General features: G+C 61.9%; 25 protein-coding genes and 1 tRNA gene. 1 reads left to right on the forward strand and 25 read right to left on the reverse strand.

Annotated elements, in window-relative coordinates:
- Positions 1 to 181 precede the first annotated feature (181 nt).
- The 25 genes from OKW30_RS13010 to OKW30_RS13130 all read right to left on the reverse strand — a co-directional run bounded on the left by OKW30_RS13010 (position 182) and on the right by OKW30_RS13130 (position 24,649).
- On the reverse strand, positions 182 to 706 hold the full coding sequence (locus tag OKW30_RS13010) for a helix-turn-helix transcriptional regulator (RefSeq protein ID WP_184028637.1): 525 nt from the start codon (positions 704 to 706) through the stop codon (positions 182 to 184).
- Between the two features lie 74 nt (positions 707 to 780).
- Positions 781 to 1,026 (reverse strand): hypothetical protein, encoded by a 246-nt coding sequence (locus OKW30_RS13015; RefSeq protein ID WP_429347750.1) that lies wholly within the window; start codon positions 1,024 to 1,026, stop codon positions 781 to 783.
- A gap of 305 nt (positions 1,027 to 1,331) precedes the next feature.
- Positions 1,332 to 1,922, reverse strand: a complete 591-nt coding sequence (locus OKW30_RS13020; protein WP_090803782.1) for an NUDIX domain-containing protein — start codon at positions 1,920 to 1,922, stop codon at positions 1,332 to 1,334.
- Between the two features lie 45 nt (positions 1,923 to 1,967).
- Complete coding sequence (locus OKW30_RS13025) at positions 1,968 to 2,264, reverse strand: DUF2818 family protein (protein ID WP_018420024.1); 297 nt, start codon at positions 2,262 to 2,264, stop codon at positions 1,968 to 1,970.
- Complete coding sequence (gene nuoN / locus OKW30_RS13030) at positions 2,264 to 3,736, reverse strand: NADH-quinone oxidoreductase subunit NuoN (RefSeq protein WP_184028613.1); 1,473 nt, start codon at positions 3,734 to 3,736, stop codon at positions 2,264 to 2,266. Before nuoN ends, OKW30_RS13025 begins: the two co-directional genes overlap by 1 nt.
- Before the next feature lie 24 nt (positions 3,737 to 3,760).
- Complete coding sequence (locus OKW30_RS13035; RefSeq protein WP_429346871.1) at positions 3,761 to 5,251, reverse strand: NADH-quinone oxidoreductase subunit M; 1,491 nt, start codon at positions 5,249 to 5,251, stop codon at positions 3,761 to 3,763.
- 14 nt (positions 5,252 to 5,265) lie between these two features.
- Positions 5,266 to 7,332, reverse strand: a complete 2,067-nt coding sequence (nuoL, locus tag OKW30_RS13040; RefSeq protein WP_429346872.1) for an NADH-quinone oxidoreductase subunit L — start codon at positions 7,330 to 7,332, stop codon at positions 5,266 to 5,268.
- A 17-nt stretch (positions 7,333 to 7,349) separates the two neighbouring features.
- Positions 7,350 to 7,655 (reverse strand): NADH-quinone oxidoreductase subunit NuoK, encoded by a 306-nt coding sequence (gene nuoK, locus OKW30_RS13045; RefSeq protein WP_006052894.1) that lies wholly within the window; start codon positions 7,653 to 7,655, stop codon positions 7,350 to 7,352.
- Between the two features lie 20 nt (positions 7,656 to 7,675).
- Positions 7,676 to 8,368, reverse strand: a complete 693-nt coding sequence (locus tag OKW30_RS13050) for an NADH-quinone oxidoreductase subunit J (RefSeq protein WP_184072123.1) — start codon at positions 8,366 to 8,368, stop codon at positions 7,676 to 7,678.
- Between the two features lie 190 nt (positions 8,369 to 8,558).
- Positions 8,559 to 9,047 carry an NADH-quinone oxidoreductase subunit NuoI gene (gene nuoI / locus OKW30_RS13055; RefSeq protein WP_008920597.1) on the reverse strand — a complete coding sequence of 163 codons (489 nt, stop codon included), beginning with the start codon at positions 9,045 to 9,047 and terminating at the stop codon, positions 8,559 to 8,561.
- 15 nt (positions 9,048 to 9,062) lie between these two features.
- Positions 9,063 to 10,127 carry an NADH-quinone oxidoreductase subunit NuoH gene (gene nuoH, locus OKW30_RS13060; RefSeq protein WP_090803771.1) on the reverse strand — a complete coding sequence of 355 codons (1,065 nt, stop codon included), beginning with the start codon at positions 10,125 to 10,127 and terminating at the stop codon, positions 9,063 to 9,065.
- Positions 10,128 to 12,461, reverse strand: a complete 2,334-nt coding sequence (nuoG, locus tag OKW30_RS13065) for an NADH-quinone oxidoreductase subunit NuoG (RefSeq protein WP_184072122.1) — start codon at positions 12,459 to 12,461, stop codon at positions 10,128 to 10,130.
- Between the two features lie 142 nt (positions 12,462 to 12,603).
- A complete protein-coding gene (gene nuoF, locus OKW30_RS13070) occupies positions 12,604 to 13,929 on the reverse strand; it encodes an NADH-quinone oxidoreductase subunit NuoF (RefSeq protein WP_184072121.1) in 1,326 nt (441 codons plus the stop codon).
- The gene (gene nuoE / locus OKW30_RS13075; RefSeq protein WP_429346873.1) at positions 13,926 to 14,411 is read right to left on the reverse strand and encodes an NADH-quinone oxidoreductase subunit NuoE; all 486 of its coding nucleotides are present in this window, start codon (positions 14,409 to 14,411) and stop codon (positions 13,926 to 13,928) included. The genes nuoF and nuoE overlap by 4 nt, the downstream gene beginning before the upstream one ends.
- Before the next feature lie 133 nt (positions 14,412 to 14,544).
- Positions 14,545 to 15,798: an NADH-quinone oxidoreductase subunit D gene (locus tag OKW30_RS13080; RefSeq protein ID WP_184072120.1), complete on the reverse strand. Its 1,254-nt coding sequence runs from the start codon at positions 15,796 to 15,798 to the stop codon at positions 14,545 to 14,547.
- Between the two features lie 9 nt (positions 15,799 to 15,807).
- On the reverse strand, positions 15,808 to 16,410 hold the full coding sequence (locus OKW30_RS13085; protein WP_090803764.1) for an NADH-quinone oxidoreductase subunit C: 603 nt from the start codon (positions 16,408 to 16,410) through the stop codon (positions 15,808 to 15,810).
- Between the two features lie 20 nt (positions 16,411 to 16,430).
- The gene (locus OKW30_RS13090) at positions 16,431 to 16,910 is read right to left on the reverse strand and encodes a NuoB/complex I 20 kDa subunit family protein (protein ID WP_006052903.1); all 480 of its coding nucleotides are present in this window, start codon (positions 16,908 to 16,910) and stop codon (positions 16,431 to 16,433) included.
- A gap of 62 nt (positions 16,911 to 16,972) precedes the next feature.
- On the reverse strand, positions 16,973 to 17,332 hold the full coding sequence (locus tag OKW30_RS13095; protein ID WP_018420012.1) for an NADH-quinone oxidoreductase subunit A: 360 nt from the start codon (positions 17,330 to 17,332) through the stop codon (positions 16,973 to 16,975).
- Between the two features lie 158 nt (positions 17,333 to 17,490).
- Positions 17,491 to 17,575 (reverse strand) — tRNA-Leu (locus tag OKW30_RS13100).
- Between the two features lie 112 nt (positions 17,576 to 17,687).
- Entirely contained in the window at positions 17,688 to 18,074 is a 387-nt protein-coding gene (secG, locus tag OKW30_RS13105) for a preprotein translocase subunit SecG (protein ID WP_184010188.1), read from the reverse strand.
- An 82-nt stretch (positions 18,075 to 18,156) separates the two neighbouring features.
- Positions 18,157 to 18,933 (reverse strand): triose-phosphate isomerase, encoded by a 777-nt coding sequence (tpiA, locus tag OKW30_RS13110; protein ID WP_184072118.1) that lies wholly within the window; start codon positions 18,931 to 18,933, stop codon positions 18,157 to 18,159.
- Between the two features lie 165 nt (positions 18,934 to 19,098).
- On the reverse strand, positions 19,099 to 20,115 hold the full coding sequence (locus OKW30_RS13115; protein ID WP_184028504.1) for an NAD(P)H-quinone oxidoreductase: 1,017 nt from the start codon (positions 20,113 to 20,115) through the stop codon (positions 19,099 to 19,101).
- 150 nt (positions 20,116 to 20,265) lie between these two features.
- Positions 20,266 to 22,401 (reverse strand): polyribonucleotide nucleotidyltransferase, encoded by a 2,136-nt coding sequence (gene pnp / locus OKW30_RS13120; protein ID WP_176078899.1) that lies wholly within the window; start codon positions 22,399 to 22,401, stop codon positions 20,266 to 20,268.
- Positions 22,402 to 22,746: 345 nt separating this feature from the next.
- On the reverse strand, positions 22,747 to 23,019 hold the full coding sequence (gene rpsO / locus OKW30_RS13125; protein WP_008920609.1) for a 30S ribosomal protein S15: 273 nt from the start codon (positions 23,017 to 23,019) through the stop codon (positions 22,747 to 22,749).
- Between the two features lie 205 nt (positions 23,020 to 23,224).
- Positions 23,225 to 24,649 (reverse strand): branched-chain amino acid ABC transporter substrate-binding protein, encoded by a 1,425-nt coding sequence (locus tag OKW30_RS13130; RefSeq protein ID WP_429346874.1) that lies wholly within the window; start codon positions 24,647 to 24,649, stop codon positions 23,225 to 23,227.
- A 187-nt stretch (positions 24,650 to 24,836) separates the two neighbouring features.
- Here OKW30_RS13130 and OKW30_RS13135 point away from each other — a divergent pair, with 187 nt between their 5' ends.
- Complete coding sequence (locus OKW30_RS13135; protein ID WP_429346875.1) at positions 24,837 to 25,388, forward strand: hypothetical protein; 552 nt, start codon at positions 24,837 to 24,839, stop codon at positions 25,386 to 25,388.
- Positions 25,389 to 25,441: the final 53 nt, after the last annotated feature.

The raw sequence follows: 25,441 nt of genomic DNA on the forward strand, positions 1-25,441 counted from the left end.
AATGGAAATTTGTGAACGGTCGTTCGCAAAACTTTAGAGCCGACGCGCAACCGCCAGCAGCCGCAAGGGAATATGACGCGGGTGGGCGATTTTAACGCTTTACGGCAGGTGCTGCCGAAGGCGGCCCGGCTAGAAGCGGTGCCACATCTGCTCCGCTCTACGGCCCGCTTGCGGCGCACTGCTACGCCACGAGATTGCTCAGTTGACGGCTCACACGCGGTTCAATCTGACGGGCCTCCTTCGTCAGATTGATCTGCTTCGCGAGTTTTGCGACATCCGCCACACCGATCTCAATCTCGTACCCGCCGCGCGCGGTCAGCCATTCGAGCACGTCCGCCAGATGCCACACCGACGCACTGCCTTCGTGGACCGGCGACGGGAAGTCGATTGCGTTGTTCAGCATCAGCTTGCGCATGTTTTGCCGCGACACGCCGGCCACCTCGGCCACGTCGGTCAGCCCTACGAAGTCAGGTCCCGCCTCGATCAGTTGCGCGGACGGCACCGCGCCTTTCACGTCCTTGAGCGCGCTGGTGACAGCCGCGAGCGCGCTCGCGCCTTCACGGGTGAAAAGCAGCCCGAGGCGGCCGGGTTGCCCGACGCCAATCGTGGCGTCGTCGCACCCCGCTTCGCCCAACCGCTCGACGATTGCGTCTGCATCGCATTCTTCCGCAGCGAGGCGGTATTTCAACGTGAACACATATTCCATAAGTTACTCCTGTCTTCGTTGAGCCCAGGTTGTTGCGATTCCTGCTTGATACCTGCGTGATACCTACGAACCCACTAGCGCCGTGCCGTGCAGTTGCCGACGATGCGCCGCAAGTGCATGGCGTGATTGCCGGCATTCTTCGGCGTACTCCAGACGCTCGATATACAGAACTCCCCGCAACGACATTCGGCGTCTCTGTACGGGCAATGGATTTTTCCCCACGCATGACCTCTTCCGCCGTCCTGAACGCGCCAGCCGTGCTGCTCCGCGTATGCCAATGCGGCCTCGATCTCTTTCTTCATGTGCCTTGCTCGAACCATCGAGACCTCCAATTTAGTCGCTCCGGCACAGGTTGTCAATTGACAACCTGCGCCGGAGCAGAAATGAGATCACTGCGATCTTTAACTTCAGTCATCCAAAACAAAATCGACGACGAATTCGGTGATCGAGAGGTTCATATTAGCCGGCCGCCGGCGCCACGACGAGCCAGCCAGATGGCATAGGAGACGGCTTATTTTTCGAGCCAGAAAGAAACCGCGAAGCCAATGAAAAGCCCCTGCCGGTCATCGACCAACAGGGGCTCCGTTCACCTGCAACGCGGATCAGCTATCGGGCAGACGCGAACTTATACCGTTTCGGGCGCCTCGGTCGGCCACGTACCCGACAGCACTTTCTCGAGCCAGAAGGTACCGATGATCGTCTTCACATCGGTGATCTTGCCCGTGCGCACCCACTCGGATACCTGCTCCACGGTCGCGGTGAAAAGTTCGAGAAACTCGCCTTCATCGAGGTTGCGCTCACCCGCGGTCAAGCCCCGCGCGAGATAGATATCAATGAATTCGGTCGAGTAAGAAATGATCGGGTGAATCCGAGTCAGGTACACGTACTCCCGCGCGGTATAGCCGGTTTCCTCGCGCAGTTCCCGGACCGCGCAGGCCAGCGCGCCCTCGTTCGGGTCGAGCTTGCCGGCCGGATATTCGACCATCACCTTGCCCATCGGATAGCGATACTGACTTTCGAGCAGCACGCGAGCGTCGTCGAACAAGGGGATCACCATGACGGCGCCCGGATGCTGAACGTATTCGCGCGTTGCCTGTTTGCCGTCGGGCAGTCGGACCGTATCGTACTTGACCGTCATGAACGGTCCTTGATGGACCGTCTTGCTGTCGATACAAGTCTCGGTTAGCGCGGCGTCGTGATTGGGAAGCTCAGCCATGTGCGGACCTCAGAACAGCCAGGCGCGCGCGACGGCGGGACGCCGTCAGCGGCGTTTGACGAGATATTGGAAGGTAAAGCCGGGGAAAGCGAACACGACGAACAGCGCGAACGTGATCGCGTAGAACTGCCAGCCCTGCTCGAAGCGATTTCCCGCGCGCGCTTCGAGCAAAAAGCCCAGCGCGCCGACCACGAAATACAGCACGATCAATTCGGCAATCCGGAGCCAGGCGCTTTTCTTCGCCGCTTTCAACGGCACCGCGGCGAAGAGGCGCTGATTCAGGAACGGCAGGTTGGCGCCGACCAGCGCCAACAGCACGATAAACCAGCCCGCAGCGGACATCAGAGCAGCAGCGTGTGCTGGATCGCCTGCAAGCAGGCGCGCAACAGCGGATCCGGCACGATACCGAGCACCAGCACGGCGACGCCGTTCAACGCAAGCAACGCGCGCGTGCTCGTGTCCGCCACGATCGGCGACTTGTCTTGCGGCTCGTCGAAGTACATCAGCTTGACGATACGCAGGTAGTAGAACGCGCCGAACAGCGACGTGATCACGGCGAGCACGGTGAGCCAGGTCAGGCCGGCGTTCATCGTCGCTTGCAGCACGGCGAGCTTCGCATAGAAGCCGACTGCCGGCGGAATACCCGCGAGCGAGAACATCATGATCATCATCACGAACGCGAATACCGCGCTGCGCTGATTGAGGCCCTTGAAGTCCTCCAGCGTGTCCGCTTCGAAGTCGCGGCGCGCGAGCAGCATGATGACGCCGAAGGTGCCGAGCGTCGTGATCAGGTAGACGATGCTGTAGAACATCGCCGAGCCGTACGCGTTCGCGGCGCCCGTGGTCTTCTGGTCGACCACGCCGGCGAGCAGGCCGAGCAGCACGAAGCCCATGTTCGAGATCGCCGAATACGCGAGCATCCGCTTGACGTTGCGCTGCACGATCCCGGTGATGTTGCCGACGATCAGCGACAGCGCCGCCAGAATCACCAGCATCTGCTGCCATTCGACCGCCAGCGGCAGCAGGCCCATCACGAGGAAACGCAGACCCCACGCGAACGCCGCGACCTTCGGGCCGCCGCCGACGATGAGCGTCATCGCCGTCGGTGCGCCCTGGTACACGTCAGGCACCCACATATGGAACGGCACCGCACCCATCTTGAACGCCACGCCCGCCACGATGAAGATGACGCCGAACAGCAGCACGGTCGGATCGTAGTGGCTCGTGCTGATCGCCTTGAACACTTCGTTCAGGTCGAGCGAGCCGGTCGCGCCATACAGCATCGAAACACCGTACAGCAGGAAGCCGGAAGCCAGGGCGCCGAGCACGTAGTACTTCATCGCCGCTTCGTTCGACGACGCCACTTCGCGACGCAGCGCGATCACCGCGTACAGCGACAGCGACATCAGTTCCAGACCGAGATACAGCGTCAGGAAGTTATTGCCCGAGATCATCACGATCTGGCCGAGCAGCGAGAACATGCCGAGCAGGAAGAAGTCGCCGCGGAACAGGCTACGGTCTTCGAGGTAGCGACGCGAATAAACGATCGTCACCGCATAGCCGAGCGACACCACTGCCTTCATCACATTGGCGAACGGATCGACCACGTACATGTGATCGAAGAAGTAATGCACTTGCGGGTCGAACGCATTGATCGCGAACCAGATCCCGGCGACGAGCGTCGAGTAGAACGCGATGAAATACGTGGTACGGCGACCCTCCTGGCCGACGAACGTGTCGTTGAGCCACGCGATGACAATGGCGAACATCACCAGTGCGTCGGGCAACAGAGCAGTCATAGGGGCGTTTTGCATGGTCTTAAATTCCTCCGCTCGTCGTTACTGAGGCAACGGCAGCTTCGATTGGGCAACGTGGGAGAGGAGGTTTTCCACGGATACGTGCATCACATCGGTAAAGGGCTTCGGGTACAGGCCCATGAACAGCGTCAGTGCGGCGAGCACAGCCAGCATGAAAAATTCGCGACGGTCGATGTCGAGCAGGTTCTTCACGTGGTCGTTCGCGACCGCGCCGAAGTACACGCGCTTGTACATCCACAGCGTATAGGCCGCGCCGAGAATCAGCGTGACTGCCGCGCCACTCGCGATCCAGAAGTTGTACTGGACGGAGGCCAGAATCACCATGAATTCGCCGACGAAACCGGAAGTGCCCGGCAAGCCGCAATTCGCCATCGCGAACAGCATGACGAACGCCGCGAACTTCGGCATCACGTTGACGACGCCGCCGTAGTCGGTGATCTGACGCGAGTGCATGCGGTCGTACAGTACGCCGATGCACAGGAACATCGCGCCCGACACGAAACCGTGCGAGATCATCTGCACGATCGCGCCTTCCGCGCCGAGCTGATTGAAGATAAAGAAGCCGAGCGTGACAAAACCCATGTGCGCGATCGACGAATACGCGACCAGTTTCTTCATGTCGGCCTGCACCATCGCGACGAGACCGATGTAGATCACCGCGATCAGCGACAGCGTGATGACGACCGGTGCGAGGAAATGGCTCGCATCAGGCGTGATCGGCAGCGAGAAGCGCAGGAAACCGTACGCACCGAGCTTCAGCATGATCGCGGCCAGCACGACCGAGCCGCCGGTCGGCGCTTCCACGTGCGCGTCCGGCAACCACGTGTGCACCGGCCACATCGGCACCTTCACCGCGAAGGCCAGGAAGAACGCGATAAACAGTAGCACCTGCGGCGTCATCGCGATCTGCGCGTGCTGCCACGTGGCGATGTCGAACGAGCCGGTCTGGTTGTACAGATAGATCAGCGCAACCAGCATCAGCAGCGAGCCCGCCAGCGTGTACAGGAAGAACTTGAATGCCGCGTACACGCGGTTCGCCCCGCCCCACACGCCGATGATGATGTACATCGGGATCAGCGTCGCTTCGAAGAACACGTAGAACAACAGGCCGTCGGCCGCGCTGAACACGCCGACCATGATGCCCGACAGGATCAGGAAGGCCGCGAGGTACTGGCCGACGTTCTTCGTGATCACTTCCCACGCTGCGATCACGACGATCACCGTGATCAACGCGGTCAACGCAACGAACCACATCGAAATGCCGTCCACGCCGAGGTGATACGTGATGTGGAAGCGCTCGATCCAGTTCGCCTGCTCGACGAACTGCAGCTCGGCGGTGCTCGAATCGAAGCTGGTGATCAGTGGCAGCGTGACGAGGAAGCTCAGAACCGAGCCGATCAGCGAAATCCAGCGCGCGGGGGCGGGGTTCTCGTCGTTGCCGATCGCGAGGACCAGCAGACCGAAAAAGATCGGCAACCAGATCGCGATGCTCAGAATCGGATAAGCGTGCATGAGTGTCCCTCGCCTTATTTGCCGCCGAGCGTTACGAACAGGGTCAGGAGCCCCAGCATGCCGATGATCATGGCGAACGCGTAGTGGTAGATGTAGCCGGATTGGAGGAAGCGGATCACGCTCGCGAACCAGCCGATAAAGCGTGCGCTGCCGTTGACGATGCCGTCGATCACGACCACGTCGCCTTCCTTCCACAGACCCCGGCCAATGGCCACCGCGCCCCGCGCAAACACCACTTCGTTGATCTTGTCCATGTAGTACTTGTTATCGAGCAACGTGTAGATCGGACCGAATGCGCGCTTGATGACAGCGGGCAGATCCGGACGGACCAGATACAGGAACCATGCGACCACCACGCCTGCGAGCGCGAGCCACACAGGCAGGCCCGACACCGAGTGCAGACCCATCGACGCCCAGCCCTGGAATTCTTCGGTCATCTCATGCAGCGCCGGATGGCTCTCGCTGATGTAGATCACCTTGTCGAACGCGACGCCGTGCTGGAAGAAGTCGCCGAACAGCATCGGACCGATGCCGATCGCGCCGATCACGATCGACGGAATCGCCAGCAGCACGAGCGGCACCCACACCACCCACGGCGTTTCGTGCGGCTCGTGAGCGTGGTCGTCGTGACCATGACCATGGTCGTCGTGGCCGTGCGCGTCATGCCCACGCGACTCTGCTTCTGCGCCCATCGGCGATTCCGGGTGCTTCGGATTGCGGAAGCGCTCCTCACCGTGGAACACCATGAAATACATACGGAACGAATACAACGCGGTCACGAACACGCTTGCGACCACCGCGAAGTACGCGAAACCCGAGCCCGGCAGATGCGACAGTTTCACCGCGTCGATGATCGAGTCTTTCGAGTAGAAGCCCGAGAAGAACGGCGTGCCGATCAGCGCGAGCGAACCGATCAGCGACGTGATCCACGTAATCGGCATGTACTTGCGCAGGCCGCCCATGTTGCGCATGTCCTGATCGTGATGCATGCCGATGATCACCGAACCCGCGCCGAGGAATAGCAGCGCCTTGAAGAACGCGTGCGTCATCAGGTGAAACACGGCGACCGAATATGCCGACGCGCCGAGCGCGACCGTCATGTAACCGAGCTGCGACAGCGTGGAATAAGCGACCACACGCTTGATGTCGTTCTGGACGATCCCGAGGAAACCCATGAACAGCGCGGTAATCGCACCGATGACCATCATGAACGACAGCGCCGTATCCGACAGTTCGAAGAGCGGCGACATGCGCGTGACCATGAAGATACCGGCCGTCACCATGGTCGCCGCGTGAATCAGCGCGGAGATCGGCGTCGGGCCTTCCATCGAGTCCGGCAGCCACACGTGCAGCGGGAACTGAGCCGACTTACCCATCGCGCCGATGAACAGGCAGATACAAGCCACCGTCAGCAGGCCCCAGTCGGTACCCGGGAAGTTCAGTGCCGCGAGTTCGGTACGCTTCGCGAAGACTTCGCCGTAGTTCATCGAGCCGGCGAACGCGAACAGCAAACCGATGCCGAGCAGGAAACCGAAGTCGCCGACGCGGTTCACGATGAACGCCTTCATGTTCGCGTAGATCGCGCTCTCACGCTTGAAGTAGAAGCCGATCAGCAGGTACGAAACGAGACCCACCGCTTCCCAGCCGAAGAACAGCTGCAGGAAGTTGTTGCTCATCACGAGCATCAGCATCGAGAACGTGAACAGCGAGATGTACGAGAAGAAGCGCTGGTAGCCGTCGTCGTCGGCCATGTAGCCGATCGTGTAGATGTGCACCATCAGCGACACGAAGTTCACCACGCAGATCATCATCGCGGTCAGCGAGTCGACCAGGAAACCGACTTCGACCTGGGTCTTGCCGATTGACATCCATTGATAAACGGTAGCGTTGAAGCTCGCGCCGTCCATCACCTGGAAAAAGACCATGACCGACAGGATGAACGAAATCGCGACGCCGAGGATCGTGACCGAATGCGCACCCGCCCGCCCTATCGCCTTGCCGAACAGCCCCGCAATCAGGGAACCAGCGAGCGGTGCCAGCGGAATTGCCAACAGCAGGTTTTCATTGAGTATCGTGGACATAACCGCTTTTCCTGAAATTAACCTTTGAGCTGATCGAGATCCTCGACATTGATCGTGTCGAGACTACGGAACAGGGTCACCAGAATTGCGAGACCGATCGCCGCTTCGGCTGCCGCAACCGTCAGCACGAAGAAGACGAAAATCTGGCCATGCACGTCGCCCAGGTAGTGCGAGAACGCGACGAAATTGGTGTTCACCGCGAGCAGCATCAGTTCGATCGCCATCAGGATGATGATGACGTTGCGGCGGTTCAGGAAAATGCCGACGATGCTGATCGCAAACAGGATCGCGCCGAGGACAAGGTAATGGGCAAGGGTCAACATGATTTCTATCTCCTGTCCGCTCAGCTGTTCTTGGCCGGCGCCGAGTCGGCTGCTGCTGCAGCTGCCGCGGCAGCCGCTTGTTCCGCAGCGAGGGTCGCCGCGGTTTTCTCTGACGGCATCTTCACAACGCGCACGCGGTCCTGCACGCGCACCTTGACCTGTGCGCTGACGTTCTGACGCTTGCTGTCCTTCTTGTGGCTCGTGGTCAGCGCGATCGCCGCGATGATGGCAACCAGCAGGATCAGGCCGGCAATTTCGAACGCGAAGATGTAGTCGGTATAGATGACCTTGCCGATCAGGCGCGTGTTCGACCAGTCGCCCATGCCAGCGGCAGCCGCGGCCGTGTCGTGCAGCGCCGTGGTGGTCGCGCCGTAGCCGTGCCACAGGATCAGCGCGGTTTCGATCACGATGATCGCGCCCACCGCCGAGGCCATCGGCACGAAGCGTTTGAAGTCCTTGCGCAGCACGTCGAGATTGACGTCCAGCATCATCACGACGAACAGGAACAGCACCATCACCGCGCCGACGTAGACCAGCACCAGCAGGATCGCGAGGAACTCGGCCTCCAGCAGCATCCAGATCGCCGCTGCGTTGAAGAACGCCAGCACGAGAAACAGTGCGGACGACACCGGGTTGCGCGAGGTGATCACCTTCAGCCCTGAAACCACCAGGAACAGCGCGAAGATGTAGAACAGTACGGTCGTGAATTCCATGATTACCGGTTCATCGTTAGGCCATCGTCAGGCATTGTTCTTTGGCACCCGTGGCTGGCAAAAGCGGACGAAACCGCCAGAACCGCCACACAGGTGCGCCGTGCCGCGGCGTTCAGGCCGCGGCGGTCGGCCCGACTGCAGGCCGTGTTACTGCTTTTACTGCCGCATTTGCTGCAAGCGGGAAAACGCTTCAACGATACGGTGCGTCGGCTGCCTTGTTGGCGGCGATTTCTGCTTCGTAGCGGTCGCCAACGGCCAGCAGCATTTCCTTCGTGAAGTAAAGGTCGCCGCGCTTCTCGCCGTGATACTCGAGAATGTGCGTCTCGACGATCGAATCGACCGGGCAGCTTTCTTCGCAGAAACCGCAGAAGATGCACTTGGTCAGGTCGATGTCGTAGCGTGTCGTGCGGCGCGTGTTGTCCGCGCGCGTTTCCGATTCGATTGTGATCGCGAGCGCCGGGCACACTGCTTCGCACAGCTTGCACGCGATGCAGCGCTCTTCGCCGTTTTCATAGCGGCGCAGCGCATGCAGACCGCGGAAACGCGGCGAGATCGGGGTCTTCTCTTCAGGGAACTGCACGGTGACCTTGCGCTGGAACGCGTAGCGTCCGGTCAGCGCGAGGCCTTTCAGCAGTTCCGTGAGGAAGAAAGTCTTGAAGAAGTTTTGGATTGCGGTCATAGGTTCGTCCGCCCTTTATTTCCAGATGTTCAACGGCGACATGATCCAGAAGCCGACCACCACGAGCCACACCACGCAGACCGGAATGAAAACCTTCCAGCCGAGACGCATGATCTGGTCATAGCGATAGCGCGGGAACGTGGCACGCGCCCAGATGAACACCGACAACAGGAAGAAAACCTTGGCGACGAGCCAGACGATGCCCGGGATGAACGACAGGAACCCGAACGGGGCGCTCCAGCCGCCGAGGAACAGTGTTGCAGCCAATGCCGAGATCACGATCATGTTGATGTACTCGGCGAGGAAGAACAGCGCGAACGCCATACCCGAGTAATCGATCATGTGGCCCGCGACGATTTCCGATTCGCCCTCCACCACGTCGAACGGGTGGCGGTTCGTTTCGGCGATGCCCGAGATGAAGTACACGACGAACATCGGCAGCAGCGGCAGCCAGTTCCAGGACAGGAAGTTCAGGCCGTGCGAGGCGAAGAAGCCCTGCTCCTGCGAGCCGACGATGCCCGACAGGTTCAGCGTGCCGGCCGTCATCAGCACGACCACCAGCGCGAAGCCCATCGAGATTTCGTACGAGACCATCTGCGCGGCGGCGCGCATCGCGCCGAGGAACGCGTACTTCGAGTTCGACGCCCAGCCGGCCAGAATCACGCCATACACGCCGATCGACGAGATCGCCATCGCGTATAGCAGACCCGCGTTGATGTCACCGAGCACCGCGCCCGCCTGGAAAGGAATCACCGCCCAGACCGCGAAGGCCGGCACCACCACCATGATCGGCGCGATCATGTAGATCCAGCGGCTTGCCTGAGCGGGCTGGATCACTTCCTTCAGCAGCAGTTTCAGCACGTCGGCGATCGGCTGCAAGAGCCCGGCGGGACCGACGCGGTTCGGACCGAGACGCACATGCATCCAGCCGATCAGCTTGCGCTCCCACAGGATCAGGTAAGCGACGCACAGCAGGATCGCGACGGCCACCACCAGGATGCGCACGAGCGCCCACACCGTGGGCCATGCCACACCGAGAAGTTGGGCGCCGCCCGAGTTGATCGTATCGAACAAGCTCATTTACGCCTTCTCCACCACCAGTTCACCGAACAGGCTGCCCAGCGCTGCACCGGCAGGCGTAGCCGCCGATACGCGGACGACCGTCTCCGCAAGATTCGCATCGCGCACGGCCGGCAACTGCACCGCTTGCTCGCCCTGACGAACGCGCACCGCGTCGCCCTCTTTCAAACCCAGTTTGTCGAACAGCGCAGCCGGCAGGCCGACCGAATTCGCCGTACGGGCCGCCGCGGTCAGATGCAGCGACTCCGCGCGACGCACGAGCGCATCGGCATGATAGATCGGCACGTTCGCGAGACGCTCGAACTTGCCTTCCGCCGCCTTCGCGGCCTGGCCGCGCGTCACCGCGGCGCTGGTGCGGTTCGATAGACGCGACTTCAGCTCGCCGTCGCCGAGCGCGGCCGCACGCACTTCTTCGACCGTGTCGTATTCGAAGCCCGGCGCGCCGAGCAGGCTGCCCAGCACGCGCAACACCTTCCAGGCCGGACGCGTGTCGCCGAGCGGACGCACGACGCCGTTGAACGCCTGCACCGTGCCTTCGGCATTGACGAACGTACCGCCCGATTCGGTGAATGGCGCGATCGGCAGCAGCACGTCGGCATAGTCGGCGCCGGTCTGGAACGGCGACATCACGACGACCATTTCGGCCTGCTTCAGCGCCGCAAGCGCCCGCGCCGGATTGGCCGTGTCGAATTCCGGCTCGAGATTCAACAGCAGATAGCCCTTGCGCGGCTGCTCGAACACTTCGCGCGCGTTCAGACCGCCTTCGCCCGGCAGCGCGTTCACGAGGTGCGCGCCGACCGTATTGGCCGCTTCGGTCAGGAAACCGAGCGTTGCACCGGTTGCCTCGGCAATCCATTGCGCCGCGGCGTGGATCGCCGCGAAGTCCGGATGACGGACCGCTTCGTTACCGAGCAGCACGACGCGGCGCTCGCCGGTAGTCAGCGATTTCGCTATCTGCTTGTGCGCGTCCGTCGGCTGCGTGCCCGCGAATGCTTCCGGCAGCGCGACGCCCTTCGCTTCGCCCACCGCGCCGGCGATGCCTGCCAACACCTCGAGCCATGCCGACGGCGCCGCGACCACGCGTTGCGCCTGAGGGATCATCGCGTCGTCGTTGGTGGCCTGGAGCAGCGTAAGTGCCGAACCGCCTCGTGCGACCTGGCGCAAACGCGCGGCGAGCAGCGGATGGTCACGGCGCAGATCCGAGCCGATCACGAGCGCCGCATCGACGTTCGACAGATCGGCGATCGTGCCGCCGAGCCACGGCGCGCCAGTAACGGGCGCCGAGAAATCCGACTGACGCAGACGGAAGTCGACGTTCGGCGTGCCGACCGCTTGCGCGATCTGCTTCAACAGGAACAGTTCTTCGACGGTGCTGTGCGCGCTCGACAGTGCGGCAAGCGCGTTCGCGCCGTGGTCACTCTTGATGCCCTTCAGACCCTTGACCACGTATTCGAGCGCGGTCTGCCAGTCGGTTTCGACCCACTGGCCGCCTTGCTTGAGCATCGGTCTGGTCAGACGCTCGGGGCTGTTCAGGCCTTCGTACGAGAAGCGGTCCTTGTCCGAGATCCAGCACTCGTTGATCGCTTCGTTTTCGAACGGCAGAATGCGCATCACGCGATTGTTCTTCACCTGCACGATGAGGTTCGCACCGACGGAATCGTGCGGGCTCACCGATTTGCGGCGTGACAGCTCCCACGTACGGGCACTGTAGCGGAACGGCTTGCTCGTGAGCGCGCCGACCGGGCACAGGTCGATCATGTTGCCCGACAGCTCGGAGTCGACCGTCTTGCCGACGAACGATGTGATTTCCGCATGCTCGCCGCGGCCCAGCATGCCGAGTTCCATCACCCCGGCGATTTCCTGGCCGAAGCGAACGCAACGCGTGCAGTGAATGCAGCGCGACATCTCTTCCATCGAGATCAGCGGACCCACGTTCTTGTGGAACACCACGCGCTTTTCTTCGCTATAGCGTGACGACGACTTGCCGTAACCAACGGCCAGATCCTGCAACTGGCATTCGCCACCCTGATCGCAAATCGGGCAGTCGAGCGGATGGTTGATCAGCAGGAATTCCATCACGGCTTGCTGGCCCTTCACCGCCTTGTCCGACCTGGTGCGCACGATCATGCCAGCCGACACCGGGGTCGCGCACGCGGGCACGGCCTTCGGCATCTTCTCGACATCGACCAGACACATCCGGCAGTTGGCCGCAATCGACAGCTTCTTGTGATAGCAGAAGTGAGGAATGTAGGTGTCGACCTTATGCGCAGCCTGGATCACCATGCTGCCTTCAGGCACCTCGACTTTCTTGCCGTCTATTTCCAGTTCAACCATGATGGTCAATCTTCCTTAACCTGTTACCGCTCAATCGTTCGCCTGTTCATCGCCCGCTTCGGGCCATGAATCCTGCGGTTGAGGTGTTCGTCTGGTAGTTATCCGTCAGCCGAACCTGGCGGGCCGACTCAGCCAGCCACCGTCAGGCAGCCACTGTTTCGGGCACCGCCGTGCCGGCATGGCCGCCGACGAGGCAATGCTTGTGGGCGACGTGATATTCGAATTCGTCCCAGTAGTGCTTGAGCATGCCCCGAACCGGCATCGCGGCCGCGTCGCCGAGCGCGCAGATCGTGCGGCCCATGATGTTTTCCGCGACGGAGTTCAGCAGATCCAGATCTTCCTGGCGGCCGAGACCATGCTCGATACGATGCACGACGCGATACAGCCAGCCCGTGCCTTCACGGCAAGGCGTGCATTGACCGCACGACTCTTCGTAATAGAAGTACGACAGGCGCAGCAGCGAGCGCACCATGCAGCGCGTCTCGTCCATCACGATCACTGCGCCCGAGCCGAGCATCGAGCCGGCCTTCGCGATCGAGTCGTAATCCATGTCGGTCTGCATCATCATCTCGCCCGGAATCACCGGCGCCGACGAACCACCAGGAATCACAGCCTTGATCTTCTTGCCGCCACGCATGCCGCCGGCGAGTTCCATCAGCGTCGCGAACGGCGTGCCGAGCGGAATTTCGTAATTGCCCGGACGCTCGACGTCGCCCGACACCGAGAAAATCTTCGTGCCGCCGTTGTTCGGCTTGCCGATTTCAAGGTAATTCTGCGGGCCGATGGCGAGCAGGAACGGCACCGCCGCGAACGTTTCGGTGTTGTTGATCGTGGTCGGCTTGCCGTACACGCCAAAGCTCGCCGGGAACGGCGGCTTGAAGCGCGGCTGCCCCTTCTTGCCCTCGATCGATTCGAGCAGCGCGGTTTCTTCGCCACAGATGTACGCGCCGTAACCGTGATGCGCATGCAGCTCAAACGAAAAGCCAGAGCCCATGATGTTGTCGCCGAGGAACCCGGCGCGGCGAGCTTCTTCCAACGCTTCTTCGAAGCGCTTATAGACTTCCCAGATTTCGCCGTGAATATAGTTGTAGCCGACCGTGATGCCCATCGCGTACGCGCCGATCGCCATACCTTCGATCAGCGAATGCGGATTGAAGCGCAGAATGTCGCGGTCCTTGAACGTACCCGGCTCGCCCTCGTCCGAATTACAGACGAGGTACTTCTGGCCCGGGAACTGACGCGGCATGAAGCTCCACTTCAGACCGGTCGGGAAGCCCGCGCCGCCGCGGCCGCGCAGACCCGACGCCTTGACGTCGGCGATCACCTGCTCGGGCGCAATCTTTTCTTCCAGGATGCGGCGCAACTGGGCGTAACCGCCGCGAGCCACATAGTCCTCGAGATGCCAGTTGTCGCCGTTCAGTCCGGCGAGAATCAGCGGTTTGATGTGACGATCGTGTAAAGCCGTCATTTCGAAAGTTCCTCGAGCAGCTGGTCGATCTTCTCGCGGCTCATGAAGCTGCACATGCGTTGGTTGTTCACCAGCATCACCGGCGCGTCGCCGCACGAACCCATGCACTCACCCTCTTTCAGCGTGAATTTGCCATCGGGCGTGGTTTCGCCGAAGTCGATGCCGAGCTTCTGCTTCAGGTATTCAGCGGCGCTTTCGGAACCGCCGTCCGGGCCGAGCTGGCAAGGCAGGTTCGTACAAAGCGTGATCTTGAACTTGCCGACCGGCGAGGTCTCATACATCGTGTAGAAGGTCGCTACCTCCTGCACGGCGATTGCCGGCATGCCGAGATAATCCGCGACGAACTGCATGAGTTCGGGCGACAGCCAGCCATGCTCCGTTTGAGCAATGGCCAACGCCGACATCACGGCGGACTGTTTCTGATCCGCGGGGTACTTTGCGACCGCACGATCGAGTTCTTTCAGGCCTTCAGCTGAGATCATTTTCAGACACGACTCTTTCAATTCCTACCGAACGAAAACCTGTCGCTCACGTCATACTGCGACAGACCCGGCGTTCCTTTGCTTGACCCGCGTGGCGGTGCGACGACCGCAGACGCGCGCCGATGAATACGTCCTAGCGATCAATTTCGCCGAACACGATGTCCTGAGTGCCGATGATCGTCACGGCGTCGGCGATCATGTGGCCGCGCGCCATTTCGTCGAGCGCGGACAGGTGCGCATAGCCCGGGGCGCGGATCTTCAAACGATACGGCTTGTTGGCGCCATCCGAGATCAGATAGATGCCGAACTCGCCCTTCGGATGTTCGACTGCGGCATACGCCTCGCCTTCGGGCACATGGAAGCCTTCGGTGAACAGCTTGAAGTGGTGGATCAGATCTTCCATGTTCGACTTCATGCCGACGCGCGACGGCGGCGCAACCTTGTGATTGTCCGTCATCACCGGGCCCGGATTTTTGCGCAGCCACTCAATGCACTGTTTCGCGATACGCGTGGACTGGCGCATTTCTTCGACGCGTACCAGATAGCGGTCATAGCAGTCGCCATTCACGCCGACCGGAATGTCGAAGTCGAGCTTGTCATAAACCTCATACGGCTGCTTCTTGCGCAGATCCCACTCGATGCCCGAGCCACGCAGCATCGCGCCGGTCATGCCGAGCTGCAGCGCGCGCTCCGGGCTGACCACGCCGATACCAACCAGACGCTGCTTCCAGATCCGGTTGTCGGTGAGCAGCGTTTCGTATTCGTCGACACACTTCGGGAAGCGCGTAAAGAAGTCGTCGATGAAGTCGAGCAGCGAACCCTGACGGTTTTCGTTCATCTTCGACAACGCCTTCGCATTGCGAATCTTCGACGCCTTGTATTGCGGCATTGCGTCAGGCAGATCGCGATAGACGCCGCCCGGGCGATAGTAGGCCGCGTGCATGCGCGCGCCCGACACCGCCTCGTACACGTCCATCAGGTCTTCGCGCTCGCGGAACGCATACAGGAACACCGCCATCGCACCGACGTCGAGCGCGTGCGAGCCAATCCACATCAGGTGATTCAACACGCGCGTGACTTCGTCGAACAGCACACGAATGTATTGCGCGCGCAGCGGCACGTCGATGCCGAGCAGCTTTTCAATGGCGAGCACGTAGCCGTGCTCGTTGGCCATCATCGACACGTAGTCGAGACGGTCCATGTACGGCACCGACTGGATGAACGTCTTGCTTTCGGCGAGCTTTTCAGTCGCGCGATGCAGCAGACCGATGTGCGGATCGGCGCGTTGGATCACTTCGCCGTCGAGTTCGAGCACGAGACGCAGCACACCGTGCGCTGCCGGGTGCTGCGGACCAAAGTTGAGCGTGTAGTTCTTGATCTCTGCCATGACGTTCTCTTAGTGTTTCAGACCGCCATAGCGATCCTCGCGGATCACGCGCGGCGTGATTTCCCGCGGCTCGATCGTCACCGGCTGATAAACGACGCGCTTCTCTTCCGGGTCGTAACGCATCTCGACGTAGCCGGAGACCGGGAAATCCTTGCGGAACGGATGACCGATGAAACCGTAGTCGGTCAGAATGCGGCGCAGGTCCGGGTGACCTTCGAAGACGATGCCGTACAGGTCGAATGCTTCGCGCTCGTACCAGTTGACCGAATTCCAGATATCGACGACGGACGGCAGGATCGGCATGTCGTCGTCCGGCGCGAACACGCGCAGCCGCAGACGCCAGTTGTTTTGTACCGACAGCAGATGCAGCACTGCCGCAAAACGCGGGCCGTCGTAAGCGCCTTCGGCATAGGTCTGATAATCGACGCCGCACAGGTCGACACACTGCTCGAAACCGAGCGAGCGATCGTCGCGCAGACGCTTTGCCACGTTGAGGTAGTCGCCGGCCTTGACGACGATCGTCAATTCACCGACCGACTCGGTCACGCTCAACAGGAGGCCGCCAAAGGCCGCCTCGAGGTTTGCTTTCAGGGTCTCGAGTTTGCTTGCCATATTGTGGGGAGGCGTTGGCCTTATTGACGGGCGATGGTGTTAGTGCGGCGAATCTTGGCCTGCAGCTGGATCACGCCGTATACCAGCGCTTCCGCCGTGGGCGGACAACCCGGCACGTACACGTCGACCGGGACGATCCGGTCGCAGCCGCGCACCACCGAGTACGAGTAGTGGTAATAGCCACCGCCGTTCGCGCATGAGCCCATCGAGATCACCCACCGCGGCTCCGCCATCTGGTCGTAAACCTTGCGCAGAGCAGGTGCCATCTTGTTGCACAGTGTGCCGGCGACGATCATCACGTCCGACTGACGCGGACTCGGACGAAACACCACGCCGAAACGGTCGAGATCATAACGGGCAGCGCCCGCATGCATCATCTCGACCGCGCAGCACGCAAGACCGAACGTCATCGGCCACAGCGAGCCGGTGCGCGTCCAGTTGATCAGTTTGTCCGCCGTAGTGGTGACAAACCCTTCCTTCAAGACCCCTTCGATACTCATTTGCTTTCCACTCCAGACGGGGCGGCAAGCCTGGCCACCCACGCAAACCGGCGATTAATCCATCATTCCCAGTCGAGGCCGCCCTTCTTCCAGATGTAGGCAAAGCCAAGCAGGAACTCGAGCAGGAAAATCATCATTGCCGTGAACCCAGCCCAGCCGATGTCACGCAACGCCACGCCCCACGGGAACAGGAATGCGGTCTCAAGGTCGAAAATGATGAAGAGAATGGCGACGAGGTAGTAGCGCACGTCGAATTTCATGCGCGCATCTTCGAATGCTTCGAAGCCGCACTCGTACGGTGCGTTTTTCTCGGTGTCGGGCTTGTTGGGACCGAGGAGCTTGCCAATACTGACCAGTGCTACGCCTAAACCGGTGCCCACAATAAGGAACAGCAAAACGGGGAAATAGGCTGCGAGGTTCAAGACAATCCTCAATCGGTTGGTTCTGAGTGCCGTCAGGAGCATAGCACCCCTGACGCGAAATCACTTCCTCAACGCGCATGACGTAAGCCGTACAGCGATACGCCAGAAGTGAAAATGCCAGCCGAAGCGAAGCAAACGGCTGGCATTTAGATAACATTTGGTGCCGACGGCGAGACTCGAACTCGCACAGCTTTCGCCACTACCCCCTCAAGATAGCGTGTCTACCAATTTCACCACGTCGGCACTATATGCAATCCGGGAAAACAACTTGCAAAACCCGCGAATCGCTTCAAGACTTGAATTGTAACTTGCTTAAGCAGATTGTTCAACGCACAAGACCACGTCCGCCGAAAATTTATTTCGGCACGCCCGTCGCCGGAACCGACGCAGGCGAAGCCGGCGCTGCAGGCGATGCCGCCACCGGGGCCGAGCCCGCAGCCGGCGCCGAAGCCGCGACCGGCGCAGTAGCTGCCGCGCCCAGCACGCCTGCCGACGGCTTCACGTGATACGCACCAAGGTAAGTGAGTGCCAGTGTCGTGGCAAAGAACAGCGCTGCGAGCACTGCCGTGGTACGCGACAGGAAGTTCGCCGAACCCGTCGCACCGAACAGGCTACCCGACGCGCCGCTGCCGAAAGCCGCGCCCATATCGGCACCTTTGCCGTGCTGCAGCAACACAAGTCCGATGACCCCGAACGCCGACAACAACTGAACGACGATAATCAATGTTTTCAAATACAGCATCACACTCACCTGAGTCTTTATTTAACCGCGCCGCACACTGTGTGTTGCGCGAAATGGAGTCATCCTCACCGAGACGCCCAGCTTAACCAGCCACGCTGGTCGCAGCGGCCGCCTTGCAGATCGCCAGGAAATCCCGATCTTTCAACGACGCCCCGCCGATCAGGCCGCCGTCGATATCGAGTTGACGGAACAGTTCTTCCGCGTTGTCCGGCTTAACGCTGCCGCCGTATAGCAACGGCACGTCCGCCGCACCCTTGGCCGCGAGACGTGCGCGCAGGAACCCATGCACGGCCTGCGCCTGTGCCGCCGACGCGCTCTTGCCGGTGCCAATTGCCCACACCGGCTCATACGCGACGACGAGGCGAGCCGCTTCCTGAGCCGACAGCTTCGCGAGCACCTCGTCGAGCTGACCGCCGACGACCTGCTCGGTGCAACCCGCTTCGCGTTCTTCGAGCGTTTCGCCGACGCACACGATCGGCGTCAAACCCGCCTCGAGCACACGCTGCGCTTTCACCGCGACCAGTTCGGCGCTTTCGCGGTGATACGCGCGGCGCTCCGAGTGCCCGACGATTGCAAACGTGGCGCCGAAGTCCGTCACCATCGGCGCAGCCACTTCGCCGGTATAGGCGCCATGCGTGAACGCGGACACGTCCTGCACGCCCCACACGACCGGGCTGCCTTCGAGCAGCGACTGAGTCTGCCCGAGATAGAGGCTCGGCACGCACACACCGACGCGCACGTCGGCCGGCAATTCACTGGCGCCCTGTGCCACTGCCTGCAGCAACGCGGCGTTCGCGGCGAGCCGCCCATGCATCTTCCAGTTACCGACTACCAGTTTGGCTCGTTGTTGATTCGACATCGTCTCGTATTGTCCTGTCTTGCCAGTCCGGCCTGCTGCCGGCGGACTTCGCTCGCGCCTCGCTGCAGTTTGTTCCTGCGCTCACGGCCCGCCCGTCGGATTGATCCGGCGCGCGCAAAACGCGCAATTTTACTGCGTGGGGTGGATCGGGTCAAACCGATGACGTCAAGCCTCCTGACCCCACGTCAACACGATCTTGCCGACGTGCGTGCCGCTTTCCATCAGTGCATGCGCGTCGGCAGCCTGGGCGGCCGGAAACACGCGATGCACGACCGGCTTGATGCGCCCAGCTTCGAGATGCGGCCACACGCGCTCCTTCAGTTGCGCGGCGATCTGCGCCTTGAACTCGATCGGCCGTGGTCGCAGTGTGGAACCGGTAACCGTCAGACGGCGGCGCAACACTTCGTTCAGGTTCAGCTCCGCCTTCGCGCCGCCGAGCAGCGCAATTAGTACGATACGGCCACCGTCGGCGAGAGCCGACAATTCGCGCGGCACGTAGCTGCCTGCCACCATGTCGAGGATCACGTCGACGCCACGATCGTTGGTCAGCGACTTGATGACTTCGACGAAATCTTCAGTCCTGTAGTTGATCGCGCGTTCGGCGCCGAGCGCTTCGCACGCGCGGCACTTTTCGTCCGAGCCCGCGGTCGCGAACACACGGAAGCCGAGCGCGTGCGCAATCTGGATCGCCGTCACGCCGATGCCGCTCGAACCACCCTGCACGAGCAGCGTTTCATTCGCACCGCCCTCGCCCTGGCCGAGCTGCGCGCGATTGAAGACGTTGCTCCACACCGTGAAAAAAGTCTCGGGCAGCGAAGCCGCTTCGATATCCGACAACCCCGTCGGCACCGGCAGGCATTGCAGCAGCGGCGCGGCCGCAAATTCCGCGTAGCCGCCGCCCGCGAGCAGCGCGCACACGCGATCGCCGATCTTCAGACCGAACGGGTTGTTCTTCGCGTCGATCGTGCCGCCGACGATCTCGCCCGCCACCTCCAGCCCCGGCAGATCCGACGCTCCCGGCGGCGGCGCATAGCCGCCCTTGCGCTGAAACACGTCCGGACGATTGATGCCGGATGCCGCCACCTTGATCAGCACCTCGCCAGCCTTGAGCTGCGGCGTCGGACGCTCCGCCAGCTTGAGGACTTCCGGCGCACCGAATTCAGTGATTTCGATCGCTTTCATCTGCGTCAACTCCAAGATTGGATTGCGTTACCTACCCGTTGCTGCCGTCTGCCGTAGCGCACCGCTGCGATTCGAATGCGCAACGCAATCCATCCTGCATGAAAAACGGCCGGCGCGCATGACACGGCCGGCCGTTTGTCCGCTACCGCCTTACTGCGGCGTCGGCTCGCCTTGCGGCGCGTCGTTCAGCAATGCCTTCGCCGACAGACGCACGCGACCCTTCTCGTCCGTCTGGATGACCTTGACCTTCACCTGCTGGCCATCCTTCAGATAGTCGTTGATGTCCTTGATACGCTCGTTCGCGATCTCGGAGATATGCAGCAGACCATCCTTACCCGGCAGGATGTTCACGATCGCGCCGAAGTCGAGCAGCTTGAGCACGGTGCCTTCGTACACCTGGCCCACTTCGACTTCCATCGTGATCGCTTCGATACGACGCTTCGCTTCGGCCATGCCTTCGCTGTTCGTGCTCGCGATCGTGACGACGCCGTCATCCGAAATGTCGATCGTCGTGCCGGTTTCTTCGGTGAGCGCGCGGATCACCGAGCCGCCCTTGCCGATCACGTCGCGAATCTTTTCCGGGTTGATCTTGATCGTGATCATACGCGGTGCGAACTCCGATAGTTGGGTGTTCGCGCCGGCCACGGCCGAGGTCATCTTGCCGAGGATGTGCATGCGGCCTTCCTTCGCCTGCGCGAGCGCGACCTGCATGATTTCCTTCGTGATGCCCTGAATCTTGATGTCCATCTGCAGCGCGGTCACGCCTTGTTCCGTACCCGCGACCTTGAAGTCCATGTCGCCGAGGTGATCTTCGTCGCCGAGAATGTCGGTCAGCACCGCGAAGCGATTACCTTCGAGGATCAGGCCCATCGCGATACCGGCGACGTGCGCCTTCATCGGCACGCCGGCGTCCATCAGCGCGAGGCAGCCGCCGCACACCGAAGCCATCGACGACGAACCGTTCGACTCGGTGATTTCCGACACGACGCGGATCGAGTAGCCGAACTCGTCGGCGCTCGGCAGGCACGCGACGAGCGCGCGCTTGGCGAGACGGCCGTGACCGATTTCACGGCGCTTCGGCGAACCGACGCGGCCCGTTTCGCCCGTCGCGAACGGAGGCATGTTGTAGTGGAGCATGAAGCGTTCGCGGTACTCGCCTTCGAGCGCGTCGATGTTTTGCTCGTCGCCCTTCGTGCCGAGCGTCGCGACCACCATCGCCTGCGTCTCGCCGCGCGTGAACAGCGCCGAGCCGTGGGTACGCGGCAGCACGCCGGTGCGGATTTCGATCGGGCGCACGGTGCGCGTGTCGCGGCCGTCGATACGCGGCTCGCCGTTCAGGATCTGCGTACGGACGATCTTCGCTTCGATGTCGAACAGCACGTTGCCGACCGACGCCTTGTCGGCCGCCACGGTGCCCGCTGCCGCCGCTTCTTCCTCGAGCTTCGCCGAGGTCGCCGCGTAGACTTCCTTCAGCTTGGTCGAGCGAGCCTGCTTGTCGCGGATCTGGTAAGCGGCGAGCAGATCGGCCTGCGCGAGTTCGGTCACGCGTGCGATCAGCGCTTCGTTCTTTGCGGCGGGCTGCCAGTCCCACTCGGGCTTGCCGCCTTCGCGGACGAGTTCGTGGATCGCGTCGATCGCGGTCTGCATCTGCTCGTGACCGAACACGACGGCGCCGAGCATCACTTCTTCGCTCAATTGCTGCGCTTCCGATTCGACCATCAGCACCGCGCGTTCCGTGCCGGCGACGACGAGGTCGAGTGCCGATTCCTTCATCTGCGGACGCGTCGGGTTCAGCACGTATTCGTTGTTGATGTAGGCCACGCGCGCCGCGCCGACCGGGCCGTTGAACGGCAGACCGGACACCGCGAGCGCCGCCGAGGCGCCGATCAGCGCAGGGATGTCGGCGGGGATTTCCGGATTCAGCGACAGCACGTGAATCACGACCTGCACTTCGTTGTAGAAGCCTTCCGGGAAGAGCGGACGCAGCGGACGGTCGATCAGGCGTGAGATCAGCGTCTCGCCTTCCGACGGACGGCCTTCGCGACGGAAGAAACCACCCGGGATCTTGCCGGCGGCGTAAGTCTTTTCGATGTAATCGACGGTGAGGGGGAAGAAGTCCTGGCCCGGCTTCGCGGTCTTCGCGCCGACCACGGTGGCGAGCACCACGGTATCTTCGACGTCGACGATCACCGCGCCGCCCGCCTGGCGAGCGATTTCACCGGTTTCGAGGCGAACGTTGTGCTGCCCCCACTTAAACTCTTTGACGATCTTATTGAACATAGTCATTGCTTTTCCTCATCGTAATGCCGCGCGGACCGGAGCGGCGCGGCAACGCCAGGCCGGCGCCGCATGGGAAGAGTCGTGCTATGCCATTCCAGAGAGTCACGTGCTGCGACTGCGCGCGAACCGCTGGAATGACACAAAACTCCGCCCTGAAGCCCGGCCTTGTTTCCTGTTACTGCTTCTTCTACTGCTGTTCTGCTACTGCTACTGCGCTTGCCCATAGACGCCGCGCGAACCGGCCTACGCCGCGGATCACAGGCGGTGCGCGTTACACGAAGCGCGCCGCGCAAAAACAAAATGCCTGTATCAGCGAAACTGACACAGGCATCTTGCTGAACGACTGGCCGATTACTTACGCAGACCCAGCTTCTCGATCAGGCTGCGGTAACGATCCGCGTCCTTACCCTTCAGGTAGTCGAGCAACTTGCGACGGCGGCTCACCATGCGCAGCAGACCGCGGCGGCTGTGGTGATCCTTCGTGTGCTCCTTGAAGTGGGAGGTCAGTTCGTTGATACGGGTCGTGAGCAGCGCGACCTGAACTTCGGGGGAGCCGGTGTCGTTGGCTGCGCGTGCGAATTGCGCGACGACTTCGGACTTCTTGCTTGCTTCAACTGCGGACATGTCAATTTCCTTGATAACTGGACAGGCGGTCACGGAAGAAAGGCCGTGCCGTGGGATACCCGTTTCACAATTTACTGAGTCCCGGTCGTGGCTGAATTAACTGAATCAGAACCCAGCCCAACAACGGGACGCGTATTGTAGCACAGCCGATTCCGGCCGCGAACCCCGGGCCAGCAAGGCTGGATTGAGTGTCGCTCGCGGGCGCTCAGGGGCGCCGCATCCGGCAGACCGTCGGCGATAGTGTGCGCTCGGCTGGTATCGCCAGCACCGTGCGGAAGCCATAGCCCGACCCTTCGTTATCGAAATGCACGCCGGGTGTGCCGGCTTTGTCCATCTGCATCACGTAGAGGGGCTGGATCAGCTGATGGTCATCGGCGCGCATCCACGATGCGTGAATACCGTTGTCGAAGCGGATGCCCTCGAGCGCTTTCGCGACCGCCGTCGGAGTGGCGCTGCCGGCGCGGCTCATCGCGGCGGCGAGCGTTTCGATCATCAGTGGCATGCGCAGCACCGGATAGTCGTCCTGGGCGGCCGGAAAACGCGCGCGGAACGCCGCGTACCACGCGTCGGAGGCCGCGCCACCGACATTCGGATGCCACTCGGCCACCGCGATCACGTGACCCACGCCTGCGTCGCCAAGCGCGGCCGGCGCGCCGAGGCTGTTGCCGTAGAACGTGTAGAACTTCGTGTCGAGGCCCTGCTCGCGCGCCGCCTTCACGAGCAGCGTCAGGTCGTTGCCCCAGTTGCCGGTGATCACGGCATCCGCGCCGCTCGCGCGGATCTTCGCGATGTACGGCGCGAAATCCTTCACGCGGCCGATCGGGTGAAATTCGTCGCCGACCACCGCGATGTCGGGACGCTTCGCCGCGAGCGTCGAACGCGCGAGGCTGCTCACGTCGTGTCCGAAGCTGTAATCCTGGTTCAGCAGGTACACCTTTTTCACCGCCTTGTCGCGCTCGATCACCTCGGCGAGCGCGGCCATCCGCATGCCGGCGTGCGCGTCGAAGCGGAAGTGCCAGAAGCTGCAGTCCGCGTTGGTGAGCGCGGGGTCGTCGGCGGAGTAGTTGAGGAACAGTTCGCGGTTGTCCGGCTCGCGGCTGTTCTGCTTCTCGATCGCGCCGATCAGCGCCGCGGCGACCGCCGAGCTATTGCCCTGCAGGATGTAGCCGATATGGCGATCCGCGGCCGCGCGCAATTGCGTCAGCGCTTCCTCCGTGCTGCCCTTGCTGTCGAGCACGACGAGTTCGAACGGATGCGCGCCGTCCGCGAGCTCCACGCCGCCGTGCGCGTTGACCTGCTCGACACCGAAACGCAGATTGCGCTCGACCGCCGCGCCCGCGTTCGCGAACGGGCCGGACATGCCTTCGATCAGCGCGAGCTGGATCGGCGTACCGGCGAGTTTGCCGGCCGGCAGGCCGGCGGACTTGCTTGCGTGATTACCGGCCGGGCTTGCCGCCAGCGTGGCCGCGCGGCTCCCCGGCTTGCCGGTGGGCGGAACGGTCCCCTGCGCGGACGCCTGACTCGCGCCCGTCGAGGCCGGATTCGCCGCCTCAGCCACGCCAACTCCCGCCACCGCCATCGAAATCGCCGTCAGCGCAACCGCCGCCGCCCCTCGCCACATCGCCGTCATGGTCGTCCGCTCTGAATCTTCGAAGCGCGGATCATAGGATGACGCGCACGGAATAGGCAAGCCGGCGCATCCGTTACCGTCTGGTGGCGACGCACGTTCAAGCAACGCCGTTCTTTCGCCACAGCGCGTGTCAAAATAGTGCGTTTCGATGATAAGAACCGCTATTCAAACGCCATCGGAGGAATACATGCCGAACCGCCACCACCCCACGGCGGCTGCTATCACAGCCCCGGCCGGCGCCAGTCTGCGCCGCGCCGCGCTCGTTTGCCTGAGCGTGCTCTCGCTCGCCGGCTGCGCCCAGCCGTGGCAGCAGTATCAACAGGGAGCGGACGCATCGACGGTCATCGCGCGTCTCGGTCCGCCGCGCGAAACCTATGATCTGCCCGACGGCGGCAAGCGTCTGATGTGGCCGACCCAACCGATGGGCGAAACCACCACCGCCGCCGACATCAACGCAGCCGGCAAGATCATCAACGTGCGCCAGGTGCTGCAGCCCAACGAGTTCTACCGCGCCGAGATCGGCAAATGGACACGCAGCGACGTGCTGGTGAACTTCGGCCGCCCGGTCGAAACGTCGTACTTCCCGCTGATGAGGCGCGAAGTCTGGACCTATCGCTATCTCGAAGACAACGTCTGGTACATGATGTACAACTTCTACTTCGATGACCAGGGCATCTTGCGCCTCACGCAGAAGACCCCCGACCCGCTGCACGACCCCGACCGCCGCAACCTGTTCTGAGCACTGAGCACCCTCTTCGGAAGAAGCACCAAATCTCAAAAAAGCCGCCTTCG

Source organism: Paraburkholderia sp. Clong3 (assembly GCF_050436485.1).
In the GTDB taxonomy this organism is placed as follows: domain Bacteria; phylum Pseudomonadota; class Gammaproteobacteria; order Burkholderiales; family Burkholderiaceae; genus Paraburkholderia; species Paraburkholderia tuberum.